The sequence below is a fragment of the Streptomyces sp. NPDC050509 genome (assembly GCF_044457965.1).
Taxonomy (GTDB): Bacteria; Actinomycetota; Actinomycetes; order Streptomycetales; family Streptomycetaceae; genus Streptomyces.
Map to the genome: position 1 here is coordinate 278,116 of NZ_JBITHL010000006.1, position 17,205 is coordinate 295,320.

Annotated in this window: 11 protein-coding genes; 5 read left to right on the plus strand and 6 right to left on the minus strand. The window is 71.8% G+C overall.

Features of this window, described 5'->3' with window-relative positions:
- Positions 1 to 204: 204 nt before the first annotated feature.
- Positions 205 to 2,781 (minus strand): aminopeptidase N, encoded by a 2,577-nt coding sequence (gene pepN / locus ACIBJC_RS19405; protein ID WP_399293771.1) that lies wholly within the window; start codon positions 2,779 to 2,781, stop codon positions 205 to 207.
- Between the two features lie 148 nt (positions 2,782 to 2,929).
- Between pepN (ACIBJC_RS19405) and ACIBJC_RS19410 the strand changes: the two genes are divergently transcribed.
- Complete coding sequence (locus ACIBJC_RS19410; protein ID WP_399293774.1) at positions 2,930 to 4,129, plus strand: MFS transporter; 1,200 nt, start codon at positions 2,930 to 2,932, stop codon at positions 4,127 to 4,129.
- 42 nt (positions 4,130 to 4,171) lie between these two features.
- Here ACIBJC_RS19410 and ACIBJC_RS19415 read toward each other — a convergent pair whose 3' ends face one another.
- Positions 4,172 to 5,200 carry an aspartate-semialdehyde dehydrogenase gene (locus tag ACIBJC_RS19415; protein ID WP_399293777.1) on the minus strand — a complete coding sequence of 343 codons (1,029 nt, stop codon included), beginning with the start codon at positions 5,198 to 5,200 and terminating at the stop codon, positions 4,172 to 4,174.
- A gap of 178 nt (positions 5,201 to 5,378) precedes the next feature.
- Complete coding sequence (locus ACIBJC_RS19420; RefSeq protein WP_399293780.1) at positions 5,379 to 8,732, minus strand: S8 family serine peptidase; 3,354 nt, start codon at positions 8,730 to 8,732, stop codon at positions 5,379 to 5,381.
- A 200-nt stretch (positions 8,733 to 8,932) separates the two neighbouring features.
- Between ACIBJC_RS19420 and ACIBJC_RS19425 the strand changes: the two genes are divergently transcribed.
- Together ACIBJC_RS19425 and ACIBJC_RS19430 are read left to right on the plus strand one after the other, a co-directional pair.
- The gene (locus ACIBJC_RS19425) at positions 8,933 to 9,424 is read left to right on the plus strand and encodes an NUDIX hydrolase (RefSeq protein WP_399293783.1); all 492 of its coding nucleotides are present in this window, start codon (positions 8,933 to 8,935) and stop codon (positions 9,422 to 9,424) included.
- Between the two features lie 88 nt (positions 9,425 to 9,512).
- Positions 9,513 to 10,682 (plus strand): serine hydrolase domain-containing protein, encoded by a 1,170-nt coding sequence (locus tag ACIBJC_RS19430; protein ID WP_399293786.1) that lies wholly within the window; start codon positions 9,513 to 9,515, stop codon positions 10,680 to 10,682.
- Positions 10,683 to 10,749: 67 nt separating this feature from the next.
- Here ACIBJC_RS19430 and ACIBJC_RS19435 read toward each other — a convergent pair whose 3' ends face one another.
- Positions 10,750 to 11,847, minus strand: a complete 1,098-nt coding sequence (locus ACIBJC_RS19435) for a hypothetical protein (protein ID WP_399293789.1) — start codon at positions 11,845 to 11,847, stop codon at positions 10,750 to 10,752.
- A 173-nt stretch (positions 11,848 to 12,020) separates the two neighbouring features.
- The gene (gene pepN / locus ACIBJC_RS19440) at positions 12,021 to 14,600 is read right to left on the minus strand and encodes an aminopeptidase N (RefSeq protein WP_399293792.1); all 2,580 of its coding nucleotides are present in this window, start codon (positions 14,598 to 14,600) and stop codon (positions 12,021 to 12,023) included.
- Between the two features lie 178 nt (positions 14,601 to 14,778).
- Here pepN (ACIBJC_RS19440) and ACIBJC_RS19445 point away from each other — a divergent pair, with 178 nt between their 5' ends.
- Entirely contained in the window at positions 14,779 to 15,402 is a 624-nt protein-coding gene (locus tag ACIBJC_RS19445) for a DsbA family protein (protein WP_399293795.1), read from the plus strand.
- A 148-nt stretch (positions 15,403 to 15,550) separates the two neighbouring features.
- Here ACIBJC_RS19445 and ACIBJC_RS19450 read toward each other — a convergent pair whose 3' ends face one another.
- On the minus strand, positions 15,551 to 16,192 hold the full coding sequence (locus tag ACIBJC_RS19450; protein ID WP_399293798.1) for a superoxide dismutase: 642 nt from the start codon (positions 16,190 to 16,192) through the stop codon (positions 15,551 to 15,553).
- 286 nt (positions 16,193 to 16,478) lie between these two features.
- On the opposite strand from ACIBJC_RS19450, the gene ACIBJC_RS19455 reads away from it, so the two are divergent.
- Positions 16,479 to 17,063: a biotin transporter BioY gene (locus tag ACIBJC_RS19455; protein WP_399293801.1), complete on the plus strand. Its 585-nt coding sequence runs from the start codon at positions 16,479 to 16,481 to the stop codon at positions 17,061 to 17,063.
- The last annotated feature ends 142 nt before the right edge of the window (positions 17,064 to 17,205 follow it).

Genomic DNA, 17,205 nt, shown 5'->3' on the forward strand with positions numbered 1-17,205 from the left:
ACCCGCAGGTGGCCACCGGGCTCAGCTCAAGACCACAAGCCCCGGCCGCAACGCGGCCCCCGCGCCCGGTGACTGCCCGCAGGTGGCCACCGGAGTCAGCCCAAGGCCACCCGGAAGCCGCCCCCGGCCGCAACGCGGCCCCCGCACCCGGTGACCACCCGCAGGTGGCCACCGGGCTCAGCTCACGACCACAAGCCCCGGCCGCTACGCGGCCCCCGCGCCCTCGTCCGCCGCCTGGGCCCGCAGCGCGCGTTCCACGCCCGAGCGGGACTCCGAGATCAGCCGGCGCAGCGCCGCGTTCGGGCCCGCCGAGGCGAGCCAGGTGTCCGTCGCGTCCAGGGTCTCCCGCGAGACCTGGATCGCCGGGTAGAGGCCGATCGCGACCTGCTGCGCCATCTCGTGCGAGCGCGACTCCCAGACGCCGGTGACCGCCGCGAAGTACTTGTCCGCGTACGGCGCCAGCAGTTCGCGCTGGTCGGTCTGGACGAAGCCGCCGATCACCGCCTCCTGGAGGGAGTTCGGCAGCTTGTCGCTCTCCACCACCGAGGCCCACGCCTCCGCCTTGGCCTCGGCCAGCGGGCGGGCCGAGCGGGCGGCGGCGGCGTGGCGTTCGCCCGCCGCGGTGCGGTCGCGCTCGTACTCCGCCGCGATCTCCTCCTCGTCGTGCAGTCCGACCGCCGCCAGCCGCTGGACGAACGCCCAGCGCAGCTCGGTGTCGACGGCCAGGCCCTCGACCGACTCCGTACCGTCCAGCAGGCCCTGCAACAGGTCGAGCTGCTGCGGCGTACGGGCGGTCGCCGCGAACGCGCGCGCCCACGCGAGCTGGTGGTCGCTGCCCGGCTCCGCCGCCCGCAGGTGCGCCAGCGTCGCCTCCGTCCACTGCGCCAGCCCCGCCTCGCGCCACGCGGGCGCCGCGTACAGGTCGAGCGCCAGCTTCACCTGGCGGTGCAGCGACTGGACGACGCCGATGTCCGACTCCTTCGCGATGCCGGAGAGCACCAGCGCCAGGTAGTCGCGGGTCGCCAGTTCGCCGTCGCGCGTCATGTCCCACGCCGACGCCCAGCACAGCGCGCGCGGCAGCGACTGCGTGAAGTCCCCGAGGTGCTCGGTGACCACGCGCAGCGACTCCTCGTCGAGCCGGACCTTCGCGTACGACAGGTCGTCGTCGTTGAGCAGGATCACGGCCGGGCGCGGGGTGTCCGCCGGGAACGGCACCTCCGTACGCTCCCCGTCGACGTCCAGCTCGATCCGGCTCGTACGGACGAGCTTGCCGTCCCCGTCCAGGTCGTAGCAGCCGACGGCGATCCGGTGCGGACGGAGCGTGGGCTCCCCCTTGGCGCCGGCCGGGAGCGCCGGGGCCTCCTGCCGTACCGCCAGCGAGGCGACGTTGCCCGCCTCGTCCAGCTCGATCTCCGGGCGCAGGATGTTGATGCCCGCCGTCTCCAGCCACGCCTTCGACCAGGTCTTCAGATCACGCCCGGAGGTCTCCTCCAGCGCGCCCAGCAGGTCGGAGAGGCGCGTGTTGCCGAAGGCGTGCGCCTTGAAGTACGCCTGCACGCCCTTGAAGAACTCGTCCTGGCCGACGTACGCGACGAGCTGCTTCAGTACGGAGGCGCCCTTGGCGTACGTGATCCCGTCGAAGTTGACGAGCACGTCGTCCAGGTCGCGGATCTCCGCCATGATCGGGTGCGTGGAGGGAAGCTGGTCCTGCCGGTACGCCCAGGTCTTCATGGAGTTGGCGAACGTCGTCCACGACTGCGGCCACCGCGAGTCCGGCGCGTACGCCAGGCAGGCGATCGACGTGTACGTGGCGAACGACTCGTTCAGCCACAGGTCGTTCCACCACTCCATGGTGACCAGGTCGCCGAACCACATGTGCGCCAGCTCGTGCAGGATCGTCTCGGCCCGCGTCTCGTACGCCGCGTCCGTCACCTTCGAGCGGAAGACGTACTGGTCGCGGATGGTCACCGCGCCCGCGTTCTCCATCGCGCCCGCGTTGAACTCCGGCACGAAGAGCTGGTCGTACTTGGCGAAGGGGTACGCGTAGTCGAACTTCTCCTGGAACCAGGTGAAGCCCTGCCGCGTGACCTCGAAGATCGCGTCCGAGTCCAGGTACTCGGCGAGCGAGGGCCGGCAGTAGATGCCCAGCGGCACGGACTGCCCGTCCTTCTCGTACGAGCTGTGCACCGAGTGGTACGGACCGGCGATCAGCGCGGTGATGTACGTCGAGATGCGCGGCGTCGGCTCGAAGACCCAGAGGTGGTCCTCGGGCTCCGGCGTCGGCGAGTTGGAGACGACGGTCCAGCCCTCGGGCGCCTTCACGGTGAACTGGAAGGTCGCCTTCAGGTCCGGCTGCTCGAAGGAGGCGAAGACGCGGCGCGCGTCCGGCACCTCGAACTGCGTGTAGAGGTACGCCTGCTCGTCGACCGGGTCGACGAAGCGGTGCAGCCCCTCGCCCGTGTTGGTGTACGCGCACTCCGCGACGACCGTCAGCTCGTTCGGCCCCTCGTGGAGCTCCTTGAGCGCGATCCGCGAGTCCGCGAAGACGGCGGCCGTGTCCAGCGCGGTGCCGTTCAGCACGATCTCGTGCACGGCGGGCGCCACCAGATCGATGAAGGTCTCCGCCCCGGCCTGCGCGCTGCGGAACCGCACGGTGGTCACGGACCGGAAGGTGCCGCCCTCCTGCGCGCCGCTGAGATCGAGGTCGATCCCGTACGAGTCAACGCTGAGGAGGCGCGCGCGCTGCTGTGCCTCTTCGCGGGTCAGATTTGTGCCAGGCACCCGGTTCATCTCCTCGGTATGTGACGTGTGGAGTCATCCTTCCACGGCCGGTACGGGAGATGCGGTGGCACAAGGGCAGCCCCGCCCTCCGGGAGGCCGGAGGCGCCCGGGTGTTGATCCGGAGCCACCTCAGGCGAACGCTTGTCCTATGCATCGGATGGAACGGGCCGCGGGACAGCCTCCGGAGAATCGCGCGTTACCCCTGTCCGTCCTCGCCGTCGCCGCCGCCACCTGCTGTGTCGTCACCACGGAGATGCTGCCCGTCGGGCTGCTCACCCCCCTCGGACAGGGACTGGGGGCGTCCGACGGCACGGCCGGGCTCGCCGTCACCCTGCCCGGGCTCGTCGCGGCGCTCGCCGCGCCCCTGCTGCCGGTCGCCGCGCGCCGCGCCGACCGGCGGACCGTGCTCCGGGCGCTGCTGCTCCTGCTCGCCGCCGCCAATGTGCTCTCCGCGCTCGCGCCCGCCTTCGGGGTGCTGCTGGCCGCGCGCGCCCTGGTCGGGGTCTGTGTCGGGGGCGTCTGGGCGATCGCGGCCGGGCTCGCCGGGCGCCTGGTCGGCGGCGCCGCGGTGGGGCGGGCCACCGCCGTGATCTTCAGCGGGACCGCGGTGGCGTCCGTGCTCGGGGTACCGGCCGGGACGCTGATGGGGGGTCTCGTCGGATGGCGCTGGGCGTTCGGCGCGATGGCGGTGCTCGCCGTCGGGGCCGCCGCGCTGCTCGCCGTGCTCCCGCCGCTGCCCGCGCGGGAGGCGGTACGGCTCCGCGAGGTCGCCGGGCTGTTCCGGGTCCCGGGGGTACGGGCCGTCCTGGTGGCGGCCGGACTGCTGGTCACCGGGCATTTCGCCGCGTACACCTATGTGCGCCCGGCCCTGGAACGGGTGGCGGGGATCGGCCCTGGACCGGTCAGCGGGCTGCTGCTGGGGTACGGGGCCGCCGCGCTCGCGGGCACCTTCCTGGCGGGCGGGCCCGCCGCCCACGCCCCGCGCCGGGCGCTGCTGGGCCTCGCGGCGCTGCTGGCCGCGACGGTCCTGCTGACCGTCCCCGCCGGTGGCTCGCCGGTCGCCGCCGTGGCGCTGCTGCTGGTGTGGGGCGTGGCGTACGGCGGGGTGCCGGTCAGCGCCCAGGGCTGGCTGATGACGGTGGTCCCGGACCGCCGGGAGGCCGGCTCCGCGCTCTTCACCGGGGTCTTCAACGCGGCCATCGCGCTCGGCGCGCTCCTCGGCGGCCGGGCCGTGGACCGCCACGAGGTCGCCGGGGCGTTCGGCCTCGGCGGCGCGCTGGCCGCGCTCGCCCTCGCGCTGGGGGCGGGGATGACGGCGGGGCGGGTGCCCCGTACCACCGGCCACTGAGACCGGGGGTACGGGGCGCCCGCCCCGCCGCCGTACGCTGCCCTACGCCGTCAGCTCGGCCGCCACCAGCTCAGCGATCTGGACCGCGTTCAGCGCGGCGCCCTTGCGCAGGTTGTCGCCGGAGAGGAACAGCGCCAGACCGTTCTCCGCCGTCTCGTCCTGACGGATGCGGCCGACGTACGACACGTCCTTGCCGGCCGCCTGGAGCGGCGTCGGGATCTCGGACAGCTCCACGCCCGGCGCGTCCTTCAGCAGCTCGTAGGCGCGCTCCACGCTCAGCGGACGGGTGAAGCGGGCGTTGACCTGGAGCGAGTGGCCGGAGAAGACCGGTACGCGGACGCAGGTCCCGGAGACCTTCAGCTCCGGGATCTCCAGGATCTTGCGGGACTCGTTGCGGAGCTTCTGCTCCTCGTCGGTCTCGAAGGAGCCGTCGTCCACGATGCCGCCAGCGAGCGGCACCACGTTGAAGGCGATGGGGCGCTGGTAGACGGCGGGCTCGGGGAAGTCCACGGCCCCGCCGTCGTGCGTCAGCTTGTCGGCCTCGGCGACGACCTTCTGCGCCTGGCCGTGCAGCTCGGCCACGCCGGCCAGCCCCGAGCCGGACACGGCCTGGTACGTCGTGGCGATCAGCGCGGTCAGCCCGGCCTCGTCGTGCAGTGGGCGCAGCACGGGCATGGCGGCCATCGTGGTGCAGTTCGGGTTGGCGATGATGCCCTTGGGGCGGTTCGCGATCGCGTGCGGGTTGACCTCGGAGACGACCAGCGGGACCTCGGGGTCGCGGCGCCAGGCGGAGGAGTTGTCGATCACGACGGCGCCCTGTGCGGCGACCTTCTCGGCGAGCGCCTTCGAGGTGGCGCCGCCCGCGGAGAAGAGCACGATGTCGAGCCCCGCGTAGTCGGCCGTGGCCGCGTCCTCGACCGTGATCGGTGTGGACCCGAACGCGATGGTGGAGCCCGCGGAGCGGGCGGACGCGAACAGCCGCAGCTCCGTGACCGGGAAGTTCCGTTCGGCCAGGATGCTGCGCATGACCGTGCCGACCTGACCGGTGGCTCCGACGATTCCGACCTTCACTGGGGCTCCTTCACTCGCGACTGTCCCGGGAACGCGTTCTCTCATGATGCGTATGTCCACGGGCGGTTTGTCCAATCCATTGTCCGAGGAGCGGGACGCGGACCGGGGTGCGGTGCGGGACCACGCGAAGGGCGGGCGCCCGTTCGGACGCCCGCCCCTCACCGAGAGTTACGTGGGGTTACGGAGTGACGCCCTCGATGATCACGCTGCCGGTGCCCGCGGCCGTACCGCGCGCGTTCAGCAGCTTGACCTCGCCGAAGAACTGCCGGCCCGCGGGGGCCGCGCTGTTCACCAGGACGTTCGCCGAGACCTCCGCCGACGCGCCGGTGGCGAGCTTCACCGGCTTCGAGGAGTCGGCCGTGACCGAGCCCAGGGACGCCGAGTAGTACACGTCACGGTAGTCGTACGCCGTGGACCCGGCCGGGACCGAGTAGGCGTCCACCACGATCGTGTACGTACCGGCGGCCGGGTCGGCCAGGCTGACGGACTCCTCCGAGCCCGCCGACGTGGACGCGCCGACCTGCGTGCCGTCCTTGTAGACCAGGAGGTCCAGGTCGGCGCCGTTGTCCGAGGTGCCGCCGATGGCCACGTCGAGCCGCTCGACACCCGCGCCGAGGGTGACGGTCGTCGTCTGCTGGTCACCGTCCGAGATCGTCGGGCGGGTGACCTTCGCCGAGCCCAGCGAGCCGCCGCCGAGCGTGCCGTCGATCGCGGCGAAACCGTTGGTGACCTTCCAGGTGACCGGCGTCGCGGTGCCGATCTTCGCGGCGGGGATCGAGGTGACCGCCGGGTCGAAGGAGGCGCCCAACAGCGTCACGTCCAGGGTGTACGGGTTGTCCAGCAGCGGCGACGTACGGCGCGACTCGATCTCGATCTCCCAGACGCCCGGCGCCGGGTCCGCGTAGGAACGCACGTCGGGGCGGCAGGTGTTGGCCGGGTTCGGGTAGTTCGGGTAGCAGTAGACCGTCGAGCTGTTCTCCATCGCCACGCCGTACGGGTGCAGCGAGATGAAGCGGGTCTGGCTGTCCTTGGCGAGCCCGCCGAGCGCCACCTCCAGCGTCTTGGCGCCCTCCGGCACGGTGACGAAGTACGAGGTGGAGCTGTTGCGCTGCACCGAGTCCTTCGCCGTGACGGTGTACGCGGGCTTCGAGGCACCCGTCAGCTCCTTGGCGACGACCACGGTGGCGAGGATCTGCTTGTCCACGCCCTCCGTGCGGCGGTCGTCGACCTCCAGGATCGCGCTGTGCACCCCGGCGGAACGGGGCTTGGCCTGCACGGTGACGGTCACCGGCTGGTTCAGCGGCAGCTTGATCCGGTCACTGCCGAGCAGCCGGAACGTACCGTCGTCGTACTTCCACTTCAGCCGGTGCTCCAGCGCGCCCTTGCCGCCCGTGGTCCGGGTGATGGTGACGTCGTACGTCCGGCTCTTGCCGGCCTTCAGCCCGCCCTCGCGGTCGTACACGCCGGTGCCGAAGCCCGGGGTCTTCAGGAACTGGTCGAGCGCGGTGTCGACCGGCGCCTTCACGCCGTACTCGTGAGCGGCGACCGCGTGCTTGCCGGAGGCGCGCTCGATCGACTTCCACGCGTCCACGACATCGATCAGACCGGCGCCCTGCTCGTGCGCCTGGAGACCGGAGATCTTCGACGCCGTGCTGGTGAGCGCGGTGCGCAGCTTCGCCGGGGACAGCTCGATCCTCTTCTGCTTCGCGGCGGAGATCAGCAGCGCGCTCGCGCCCGCGGCCTGCGGGGAGGCCATCGAGGTGCCCTGGAGCATCGAGTAGCCGGGCGGCAGCGCGTACCCGGCCTCGGCGACCGGGCCGCCGGGCGCCCAGGTCTGGGTGGAGTTGATGGCGGCGCCGGGCGCGGTGAGCGTCGGCGTGAAGCCGCCGTCCTCGCGCGGGCCCCGGGCGGAGAAGGGCAGCAGCGCGTACTTCTTCGACACGCCGGAGCCGTAGTTGGCGGCCCAGGTCTCCTTGGAGATCGACGCGGCGACCGAGATGACCTTGTCGGCCAGGGCCGGGTCGCTGATGGTGTTGGTGCCGGGGCCGTCGTTGCCCGCCGAGATGACGAGCTGGACGCCGTAGGTGTCGATGAGCCGGTTGTACAGCTCCGCGCGGGCGTTGTTGCCGTCGTTGAGCGGCGGCAGACCGCCGATCGACATGTTGACGATGTCCACGCCACGGTTGACGACGAGGTCGATCATGCCCTCGGTCAGCGCGACGCTGGTGCAGCCGCCGCTCCAGGTGCAGGCGCGCGAGGAGACCAGCTTGGCGCCGGGCGCCGCGCCGTTCATCGTGCCGCCGAAGAGGCCGTTGGCCGCGGTGATGCCCGCGACATGGCTGCCGTGCGAGCCCTCGATGACACCGATGCTGACGTAGTCGGACGTCGCGCCCGCCGCGTTGTAGACAACGTCCTTGCGGACCTCGACGGTGAACGGGATGCGCTCGGCCACCGGGGTGGCCGGGTCGTCCTTGCCGAAGTAGCCGATCTGGAAACCGTCCTTGTACGGCTTCATCGCGGCGTCGTCGGTGAAGTCGCCGTCGTTGTCCAGGTCGACGCGTACGGTGCCGGTCGCCGGGTCGTACAGCACGCCCCACACGTCGGTGGTGTCGCCGTCGCGGTTGAGGTCACCGGCCATGTCGCCGCCGAGGGTGGCCCGTTCGGCGAAGGTGGTGAACTTGTACGCGCCCGCCGGCGCCTTCCACGTACGGCCGGCCGCCGTGAACGACGGGCCGCTGACCGCCCCGTTCATCCGCAGCCAGGTGCCGTCGCCGTCGGAGACCGGGTCCGTGGCGGTCACCCAGTCGACGACCTTGCGCTCACCGGTGGTGGTCTTCTGGAGCGCCGGGTGGCCCAGGTCGATACCGGTGTCCAGGATGCCGATGGTGACACCGCGGCCGTCGGCCTTGGGGTGCTTCTTGACGAAGTCGACCGCGCCGGTCTCGAAGGACGGGTTGTACGGGTTCTTCGCGGGCGTCTTCCGGTCCGGCGCCGGGTACTTCTTCACGGCCTGACGCTTCGACGCGTCCTTCGTGGATGTGGTGTCCGCCGCGGGCCTCGGGTCGTCCAGCTCGATCTCCTGCTGGAGGTCGATGCCGTGGACCGACGAGAGCTTCTGGGCCGCTTTGATCGCCGCGTCCGCCCTGGCGGTGGGCAGCGTCGCGCGCACGTAGCCGAGCTGGTCGTACGTCTTGCCGACCACGGCGCCCTCGACGGCGTCCAGTTGGCCGGCGACCTGCCGGGTCGCGCCGGGAGCCGTGGCGACCATCACGGTGACGCTCTTCTCGCCCTCGGCCTTCGCCTTGGCGAGCAGATCGGCGTCGGCCGCCCCCAACTTGTCGGACCCCGGCTTGTCGGAGCCGGCGGACGACTTCACGGGCGCGGGGACGGCCGGGTCGTCGGCGCCCGTCGCGGCGAACGAGGGCGCGGCGCCGGCGGCCATCAGCGCGGCCACCAGGCCGGCCGCCGCCGTGACCCGGGCCATGCGTCTCGGACCGGATATGGAGCTGTCGGATTCGGAGGTCATCAGCATCCTTGTTCGATGAAAGAGTCGGTCCGGATTGCGGTACCGGATGACCGCTCAGCTTTTCGTACAAGTGGGGGTTTTGTGGAGGGCTGCCAGGGGCGCGTTCCAGTCATGGCGGAGATCCGCCACCGCGTCACATGCGCCACCGGGAGGGCGTGCAGGGGGACGGCGCGAGCGGAACGGGCGGTACGTTCTAGGCTCACGGGATGAACCAGGAGCTACGAGTGGCCGCTTACGCCGTGTGCGTCCACGACGGACAGATCCTCCTCGCGCGCTGGGTGGCGAAGGACGGCACCAAACGGTGGACGCTCCCCGGCGGCGGCATGGACCACGGGGAGGACCCCGTCGACACCGCCGTCCGCGAGGTCGAGGAGGAGACCGGCCACACCAGCGAGATGACCGCGCTCCTCGGGGTGGACTCGATCCGCCGCCGCTACCCCCGCACACTCGGCGCGTTCGCCGACTTCCAGGGGCTGCGCATCATCTACGAGGGCCGGATCACCGGGGGCGAACTGCGCCCCGAGCAAGGCGGTTCCACCGATCTGGCCGCCTGGCACGCCCTGGACGCGCTCGCGGAACTCGACCGTGTCGAACTCGTCGACGTGGGCGTACGGCTGTGGCACGAGCGCCCGGCCCTGGGCCGGGTCATCGGTCCTGAGCACGGCCCCGGGGACGGCGTTACGCCGGAAAACGGCTGAAACAGGTCAATCCCCGGTGATCGGTCAACGTGCCCGCGGCGGCCGGAGTCCTTCCCGTCGACCCGCACGCCGATCACGAGGAGTTCCCATGGGGACACGTACGGTCCGTACCGCCTGCGCGACGACTCTGGTGGCCGCCGCCCTCGCGGGCACCGCGCTGGTGAGCCCCGCCGCGGCCACGACAGGACCACGGGGCGCCGGCCCCGGGCACGGCGCCACCCAGCGCGCCGTCAAAGCCGTCGTCGCGGAGGGCGTCCCCGGGGTGGTGGCCCAGGCCCGCGACCGGCGCGGCACCTGGAACGGCGTCGCGGGCACCGGCGACCTGACCACCGGCCAGGAACGCCAGGCGCGGGACCGCTTCCGCGTCGGGTCCATCACCAAGACGTTCGTCGCCACCGTCCTCCTCCAGCTCCAGGGAGAGGGCCGGATCGATCTGGACGACACCGTCGAATCCCGGCTGCCCGGCGTCGTACAGGGCAACGGCAACGACGGACGCGCCATCACCGTCCGCCAGCTCCTCAACCACACCAGTGGCCTCTTCAACTACACGGAGGACCGGGAGTTCGGCGACAAGGTCTTCAGCGAGAAGTTCCTGGAGAACCGCTACGACACCTGGACGGCACGCCAGTTGGTCGGCATAGCCCTGGCGCACCGGCCCGACTTCGCCCCCGGCACCGACTGGAAGTACTCCAACACCAACTACGTCCTCGCCGGAATGATCGTGGAGAAGGTGACGGGGCGCCCGTACGGCGACGAGATCGAGCGGCGCGTCCTGCGCCCGCTGGGGCTGCGCGCCACCAGCGTGCCCGGCACCGGGGCCCGGCTGCCCCAGCCCTCCAGCCGCGCCTACTCCATCCTCACCGTCGACCCGGCGCCGAAGATCGAGGACGTCACCGAACTCAACCCCTCGATCGCGGGCGCGGCCGGCGAGATGATCTCGACCACGGCCGATCTCAACACCTTCTACACCGCACTGCTCAAGGGGAGACTGCTGCCCGCGCGCCAGCTCGCCGAGATGCTGGGCACCGTGTCGACGGTGGACGGCAAGCCGAACGCGTCGGGGCCGGGGTACGGCCTCGGCCTGATGCGGCAGCCGCTCTCCTGCGGCAAGGAGGTCTGGGGCCACGGCGGCGGCATCCACGGCTCGCAGTCCAGCGCGCTCACGACCGGGGACGGCACGCACGCGCTCGCCCTCAACCTCAACGGTGACTGGGCGGGTGACACCGACAAGGTCAACGAGGCGGAGTTCTGCGGCTGACCCGACACGGGGCGGGGCGGACACGGGGCGGGGGAGCGGTGTCACGCGCCCCCGCCCCGGGCCGCGTTCATCTCGGAAGGACGACCACCCGCGCCGCCGGATCCCGGTCGTCCGCCGCCATCAGCGCCGTACGGACCACCGTCGCCTGCTGCTCCAGCGACTCCCGCAGCTTCCTCGGCGTCAGATGGACGACGGTGATGCCCAGCAGCTCCAGGTGCTCGCGTTTGCGGACCGTCGCCGACCACTGCTCGTCGTCCGAGAGGTCGGGCCCGGCGTCCGCGCGCCCGCCGGGGCGTGGCGCCCGCGTGTCCAGCTCGATCGCGACCGCGCGCTCCGGCCAGTAGGCGTCGACCCCGCCGAGGTGCGGACCGCCGGGCAGCCGCAGATCGACGTTCCACACCGGCTCCGGCAGCCCGTACGAGCGCACCAGTTCGTACAGCCGCCCCTCGGCCAGCGACCGCCCCTCCGCGAGCAGGGTGTCCACGGCGTCCACCACGTGCTGCCGGGAGAGCAGCCCGGACTGGCTCAACTCCCTGACAACCGTGGCCGGGTCGCAGTGCCCGCTCCGTACCGCCTCCGTCAGCACCTCCACCACGGAGGGCGCGTCCGAGAGATGCGCGACCGCGTCGGCCACCGCGCGCGCCACGGGCGCCACCGGCCGGCCGTCGATCAGCTCGGGCAGCGGCAGCACATGGGCGCGGATCAGCCGCGCGTACCCCGTGGAGCGCAGCCGCCGGGTGCGCGGTACGAGCACGTCGATCCGCTCCAGCGCGAGCAGCGGGGGAGCGGACGAGAACCCGTACAGCGACAGCGCCGCGAGCCCCGTGACCATCACCGTGCTGTACGGGACCGCGACGGGCGCCGGGGGCGGGCCGTCGGGACCCGGCTGTACGGGCAGACCCCCGCTGCCCGTGGCGGTCGGCCGGCCCGCGTACAGCAGCACCGCCTGAAGCCGCTCGTCCGCGGTGGGCGGACCGGAGTGCATCAGGACGACCCCCGGCAGCAGTTGCTGCCAGGGGCCGCCGGCCCGGCACCGCGCGGTGACCCGCCCGGCCGGTACGCCGTACTCACGGAGCTGCGCCGACGAGAGGACGCGGGTCCGCACATCGGCGGAGAGCCGGCCGAGCGGGACGGGGCGGGGGGAGACCGGGGTGTTGTTGTTCATGCCGGGTGTCTCCCCCCGCGAGGAGGGGGGACTAACCGCCGTGACGAATCTGTCGGCAAATCCGGACAACCTCGTACTAAAGTAAGGGTGTTCGACTGCCGATCAGACAGACCGCCTTTCCATACCGGACCTTGTGGTTCCGCCGGTGTCCCGGACCGTGGCCGCCCCCACGCTCAGCGCGCCGCCGCCGCGTCGCACTCCTGTCCGCGCAGCGATCGCGCCAAGTCGTCCGCCGACTCCAGGACCAGCCGGCGCAGCGCGGGCGCCGCGTTCCGGTGCGCCGCGAGCCAGGAGTCCGTCGCCTCCAGCGTCGTACGGTCGTCCTGGAGCCCCGGGAACAGCCCCCGCACCACGTACATGCCGATCTGGATGGAGCGCTCCGTCCACACCCGCTCGATCGCCTCGAAGTACTTGTCCGCGTACGGCGCCAGCAGCTCGCGCTGACCGGGCCGGGCGAAGCCCGCGATCGTTGCCTCCACCAGCGCGTTCGACAGCGAGTCCGACTCGACGACCTGCGCCCACGCCTGCGCCTTGACGGCGGCGGAGGGCCGGGCCGCCAGACACCGCACCTGGTGGCGCTTGCCCGACGCCGTGTCGTCCCGCGCCAGTTCGGCGTCGATGACCGACTCGTCGGCCTGCCCGTGCGCCGCCAGCGGCTCCAGGAAGGCCCAGCGCAGCTCCTGGTCGACGCTGAGCCCGTCGATCTTCGCCGTGCCGTCCAGCAGACCCCGCAGAAGCTGGAGGTCCGCCTCCGTCTCGGCGACCGCGGCGAAGAAGCGCGCCCAGGTGAGCTGGTGCTGGCTGCCCGGCTCGGCCGTCCGCAGCTCGCGCAGCGCGCCCTGCGCCAGCAGCAGCGCGCCCTCCGCGCGCCAGGCGGGCGCCGCGTAGTGGGTGAGCGCCGACCGCGCCCACGCGTGCAGCATCTGGAGCACCCCGATGTCCGACTCGCGGCCCGCGTGCCGGAAGACCAGCCCGATGAAGTCCCGGGCGGGCATGAGCGCGTCCCGCGTGAGGTTCCACAGCGCCGACCAGCACAGGGCGCGTGCCAGCGGGTCCGTGAGGTCCCCGAGGTGGTCGCGCAGGGTGTCCAGCGACCCCGCGTCGAAGCGGATCTTGCAGTACGTCAGGTCGTCGTCGTTGACGAGGACCAGCTCGGGCCGCTCGGCGCCGGCGAGCTGCTTGACGACCGTACGCGGCCCGTCCACGTCCGTCTCGGCGCGCGCGTACCGTACGAGGTCGCCGGAGGGCGAGCGCCGGTACAGCCCGACGGCCACCCGGTGCGGCCGGAGTTCGGGGTGGGAGGGGGCGGCGTCCTGCACCACGGCCAGCTCGGTGATCCGGCCCTCGGCGTCACAGGTGAGCTGCGGTGTCAGGGCGTTGACCCCGGCCGTCTCCAGCCACGCCCGCGACCAGCCCGCCAGCTCCCGCCCGGACGTCTCCTCCAGGACGGCGAGGAGATCGCGCAGTTGGGTGTTGCCGTACGCGTGCCGCTTGAAGTAGCGCCGGGCGCCCTCCAGGAACGCGTCCCGGCCCACGTACGCGACGAGCTGCTTCAGCACGGACGCGCCCTTCGCGTACGTGATCCCGTCGAAGTTCAGCTTCGCGTCCTCCAGGTCACGGATGTCGGCCGTGACGGGATGTGTGGAGGGGAGCTGGTCGGCGCGGTAGGCCCAGGACTTGCGGTTGTTGGCGAAGGTGATCCAGCCGTTGGTGAAGCGGGTCGCCTCCACGAGCGAGAAGGAGCCCATGAAGTCCGCGAAGGACTCCTTCAGCCACAGGTCGTCCCACCACGTCATCGTGACGAGGTCGCCGAACCACATGTGCGCCATCTCGTGCAGGATCACGTTGGCCCGGCGCTCGTACGACGCGGAGGTCACCCGGCCGCGGAAGATGTACTCCTCGCGGAAGGTCACCAGCCCCGGGTTCTCCATCGCGCCGAGGTTGTACTCGGGCACGAACGCCTGGTCGTACTTCCCGAAGGGGTACGGGTAGTCGAAGTGGTCGTGGAAGAAGTCCAGCCCCTGCTTGGTGACGAGGAAGACGTCCTCCGTGTCGAAGTACCGGGCGAGCCCCTTGCGGCAGAGCGCGGCCAGCGGGATCTCCAGCACCGTGCCGTCCTCGAACGTGCGCCGGTAGGAGTCGGTCACCTCGTGGTACGGGCCGGCCAGGACGGCCGTGATGTACGTCGAGATCGGCTTCGTCTCCGCGAACCGCCACGTACCGTCGGTCAGTACGCCCTCACCGTTGCTCCGAACGGCCCAACCCTCGGGCGCGGTCACCTCGAAGCGGTACGGCGCCTTCAGGTCGGGCTGCTCGAAGTTGGCGAAAACTCGACGGGCGTCGGCGGGCTCGTACTGCGTGTAGAGGTAGACCTCGCCGTCCTCCGGGTCGACGAAGCGGTGCATCCCCTCACCCGTACGGCTGTACGCGCACTGCGCGTCCACCGTCAGCTCGTTCTCCGCGAGCAGGTCCTCCAGGGCGATCCGCGAGCCGTCGAAGACGGCCGTCGGATCCAGGTCGAGGCCGTTGAGGGTCACCGAGGTCACGCTCGGCGCGATCAGATCGGCGAAGGTCGCCGCGCCGGGCTCGGCGCAGCGGAACCGGATCGTGGTCACGGAGCGGAAGGTCCGCGGCGCGTCCCCGTCCGCCTCACCGACCGCCGAACGCAGGTCGAGGGCCACCTCGTACCCGTCTACGGACAGCAGGTCGGCCCGCTCACGGGCCTCGTCGCGGGACAGGTTCTCACCGGGCACGGTCTCTCCTCTGTGGCTCGCTTCGTCGCGGGTCTCGCTCTCCGAAACAGCAACGATCCTCGCACGAGCCACTGACAGCGGAAACGCGGGAACGCGGGAATCCGGGGACGCGGGAATGCCTCCGGCCGATCCCCGCGTTGCCGACAGTGAGGTGCGTCCATCCGCCATGAGGAGAGAAATGTCCGAGAAGACGCCTGTTGACTTCTGGTTCGACCCGCTGTGCCCCTGGGCCTGGATGACCTCGCGCTGGGTCCTCGAAGTGGAGAAGGTCCGTGACATCGAGGTCCGCTGGCATGTGATGAGCCTGGCGGTCCTCAACGAGGACAAGGACATCCCGCAGGAGTACCGCGACATGCTCGACAAGGCGTGGGGCCCGGTCCGGGTGGTCATCGCCGCTCAGCAGAAGCACGGCGACGAGGTCGTCGGCAAGCTGTACACCGCCATCGGCACCCGCTTCCACAACCGCGCCGAGGAGCGTACGAACGAGACGGTCGCCGCCGCGCTGGCGGAGGTCGGGCTGCCCGCCGACCTGATCCGGTACGCCGACTCCGACGAGTACGACACCGAGCTGCGCGCCTCCCACAAGGAGGGCATCGACAAGGTCGGCCAGGAGGTCGGCACCCCGGTCATCGCGGTCCCCGGCGCCGACGGCGAGCAGATCGCCTTCTTCGGCCCGGTGGTCACGCCCGCGCCCAAGGGCGAGGAAGCCGCGAAGCTCTGGGACGGCACCCTGATGGTCGCGTCGATCCCGGGCTTCTACGAGATCAAGCGCACCCGCACGGCGGACCCCAGCTTCGAGTAGCCGCGTTCGTACCAGTAGCCGCGTTCGTACCAGCGGCAGAAGAGACGAAGGGCCCCCGCGAGTCTGGTCCTCGCGGGGGCCCTTCGTCGTTCCGTCCGCACGTGAAGGGTGAGAAGACGATCACGGGCAGGACGTGGGGGGCGCCCGGTCAGGGCGCGAGCAGGAGGCTGTGGGCGCGCTCCTTGGCGGACGCGTGACGCTTGGCGACGTCCTGCCAGTTCACGACCTCCCACATGGCCTCGATGAAGTCGACCTTCTGGTTCTTGTACTGGAGGTAGAAGGCGTGCTCCCAGGCGTCGAAGACCAGGATCGGCACGGATCCCTGACCGACGTTGCCCTGGTGGTCGTAGATCTGCTCGACGATCAGCCGCGCGCTGACCGGCTCGTACGCCAGTACGCCCCACCCCGAGCCCTGGGTGGTGGCGGCGGCCTTGGTGAGCTGCGCCTTGAAGCCCGCGAAGGAGCCGAAGGACGCGGTGAGGGCGTCCGCCAGCTCGCCGACCCCGTCGGCGGCGAGCGGTTCGCCGCCGCCGTCGCCCGTCATGTTGTGCCAGTAGATGGAGTGGAGGATGTGGCCGGAGAGATGGAACGCGAGGTTCTTCTCCAGCCCGTTGATCGCCCCCCACGCCTCCTTGTCGCGCGCTTCCTCAAGCTGTTCGAGCGTGTCGTTGGCGCCCTTGACGTAGGCCGCGTGGTGCTTGTCGTGGTGCAGCTCGACGATCTGCGGATCGATGACCGGTTCGAGTGCCGCGTAGTCGTACGGCAGTTCGGGAAGCGTGTACACGGCCATGGCGGGACCCTCCGGCTGTCTTATTGCACATCCTATGCAACTGCACGCTAGCAGCAAGAGGGTGCGGGTGGGTGGGCGACACCGCCGACGGGCCCGGGCGACACCGCCGACCGGTGTGCGTGACGCCGCCGAGCGGTTCTGCGTGAGGCCCGTGTGACACCTTCGACAACGCGCTGACCTCCGCTTTGTGGATGGCTGACGGTGATCCGCCGGGGACCCGTGGGTTACGGTCGGGCTGTCCCCAGGCGCCCACCGCGGTGCCCCCACGCCCGATCGCGGAGTCCTCATGAGCACTGCTGCCGCAGCCCCCCGTACCGGAGCGGTTCTCGCCGACCTCCTCCCCGCCAGCCGCACCCGGGACATCGCCCTGGTCCTCGGCGGCGCCGCGCTGACCGGCCTCGCCGCCCAGATAGCCGTGCCCGTCCCCGGCTCCCCGGTCCCCGTCACCGGCCAGACCTTCGCCGCGCTGCTCGTCGGCACCGCGCTCGGCGCCCGCCGCGGCTTCCTCTCCCTCGCCGTCTACACCCTGGTCGGGATGGCCGGGATGCCCTGGTTCTCGGCGGGCTCCTCGGGCCCCGGCGGCGCGTCCTTCGGCTACGTCCTGGGCATGCTGCTCGCCGCCACGGTGGTGGGCGCGCTGGCCCGCCGCGGCGGCGACCGCTCCGTGGCGCGCACGGCCGCGACGATGGTGGCGGGCTCCGCCGTGATCTACGCGGTCGGCGTCCCCTATCTCGCGCTCTCCGGAGGGATGTCGCTGAGCGCCGCCGTCTCCGCGGGCCTGGTGCCCTTCCTGCTCGGCGACGCGCTCAAGGCGGCGCTGGCGATGGGCGCGCTGCCCGCCGCCTGGAAACTCCTCGGCAACAAGGGCTGACGGAAACAAGGGCTGACGGCACCGCACGCCGGACATGAGTGGGGGGGGGGGGGGGGCCCCCCGGGGGGGGGGGGGGGCCCCCCGCGCCCCCCCCCCGCGGGGGGGGGGGGGGGCGGGGGGGGGCCGGGCGGGGGGGCCGGGG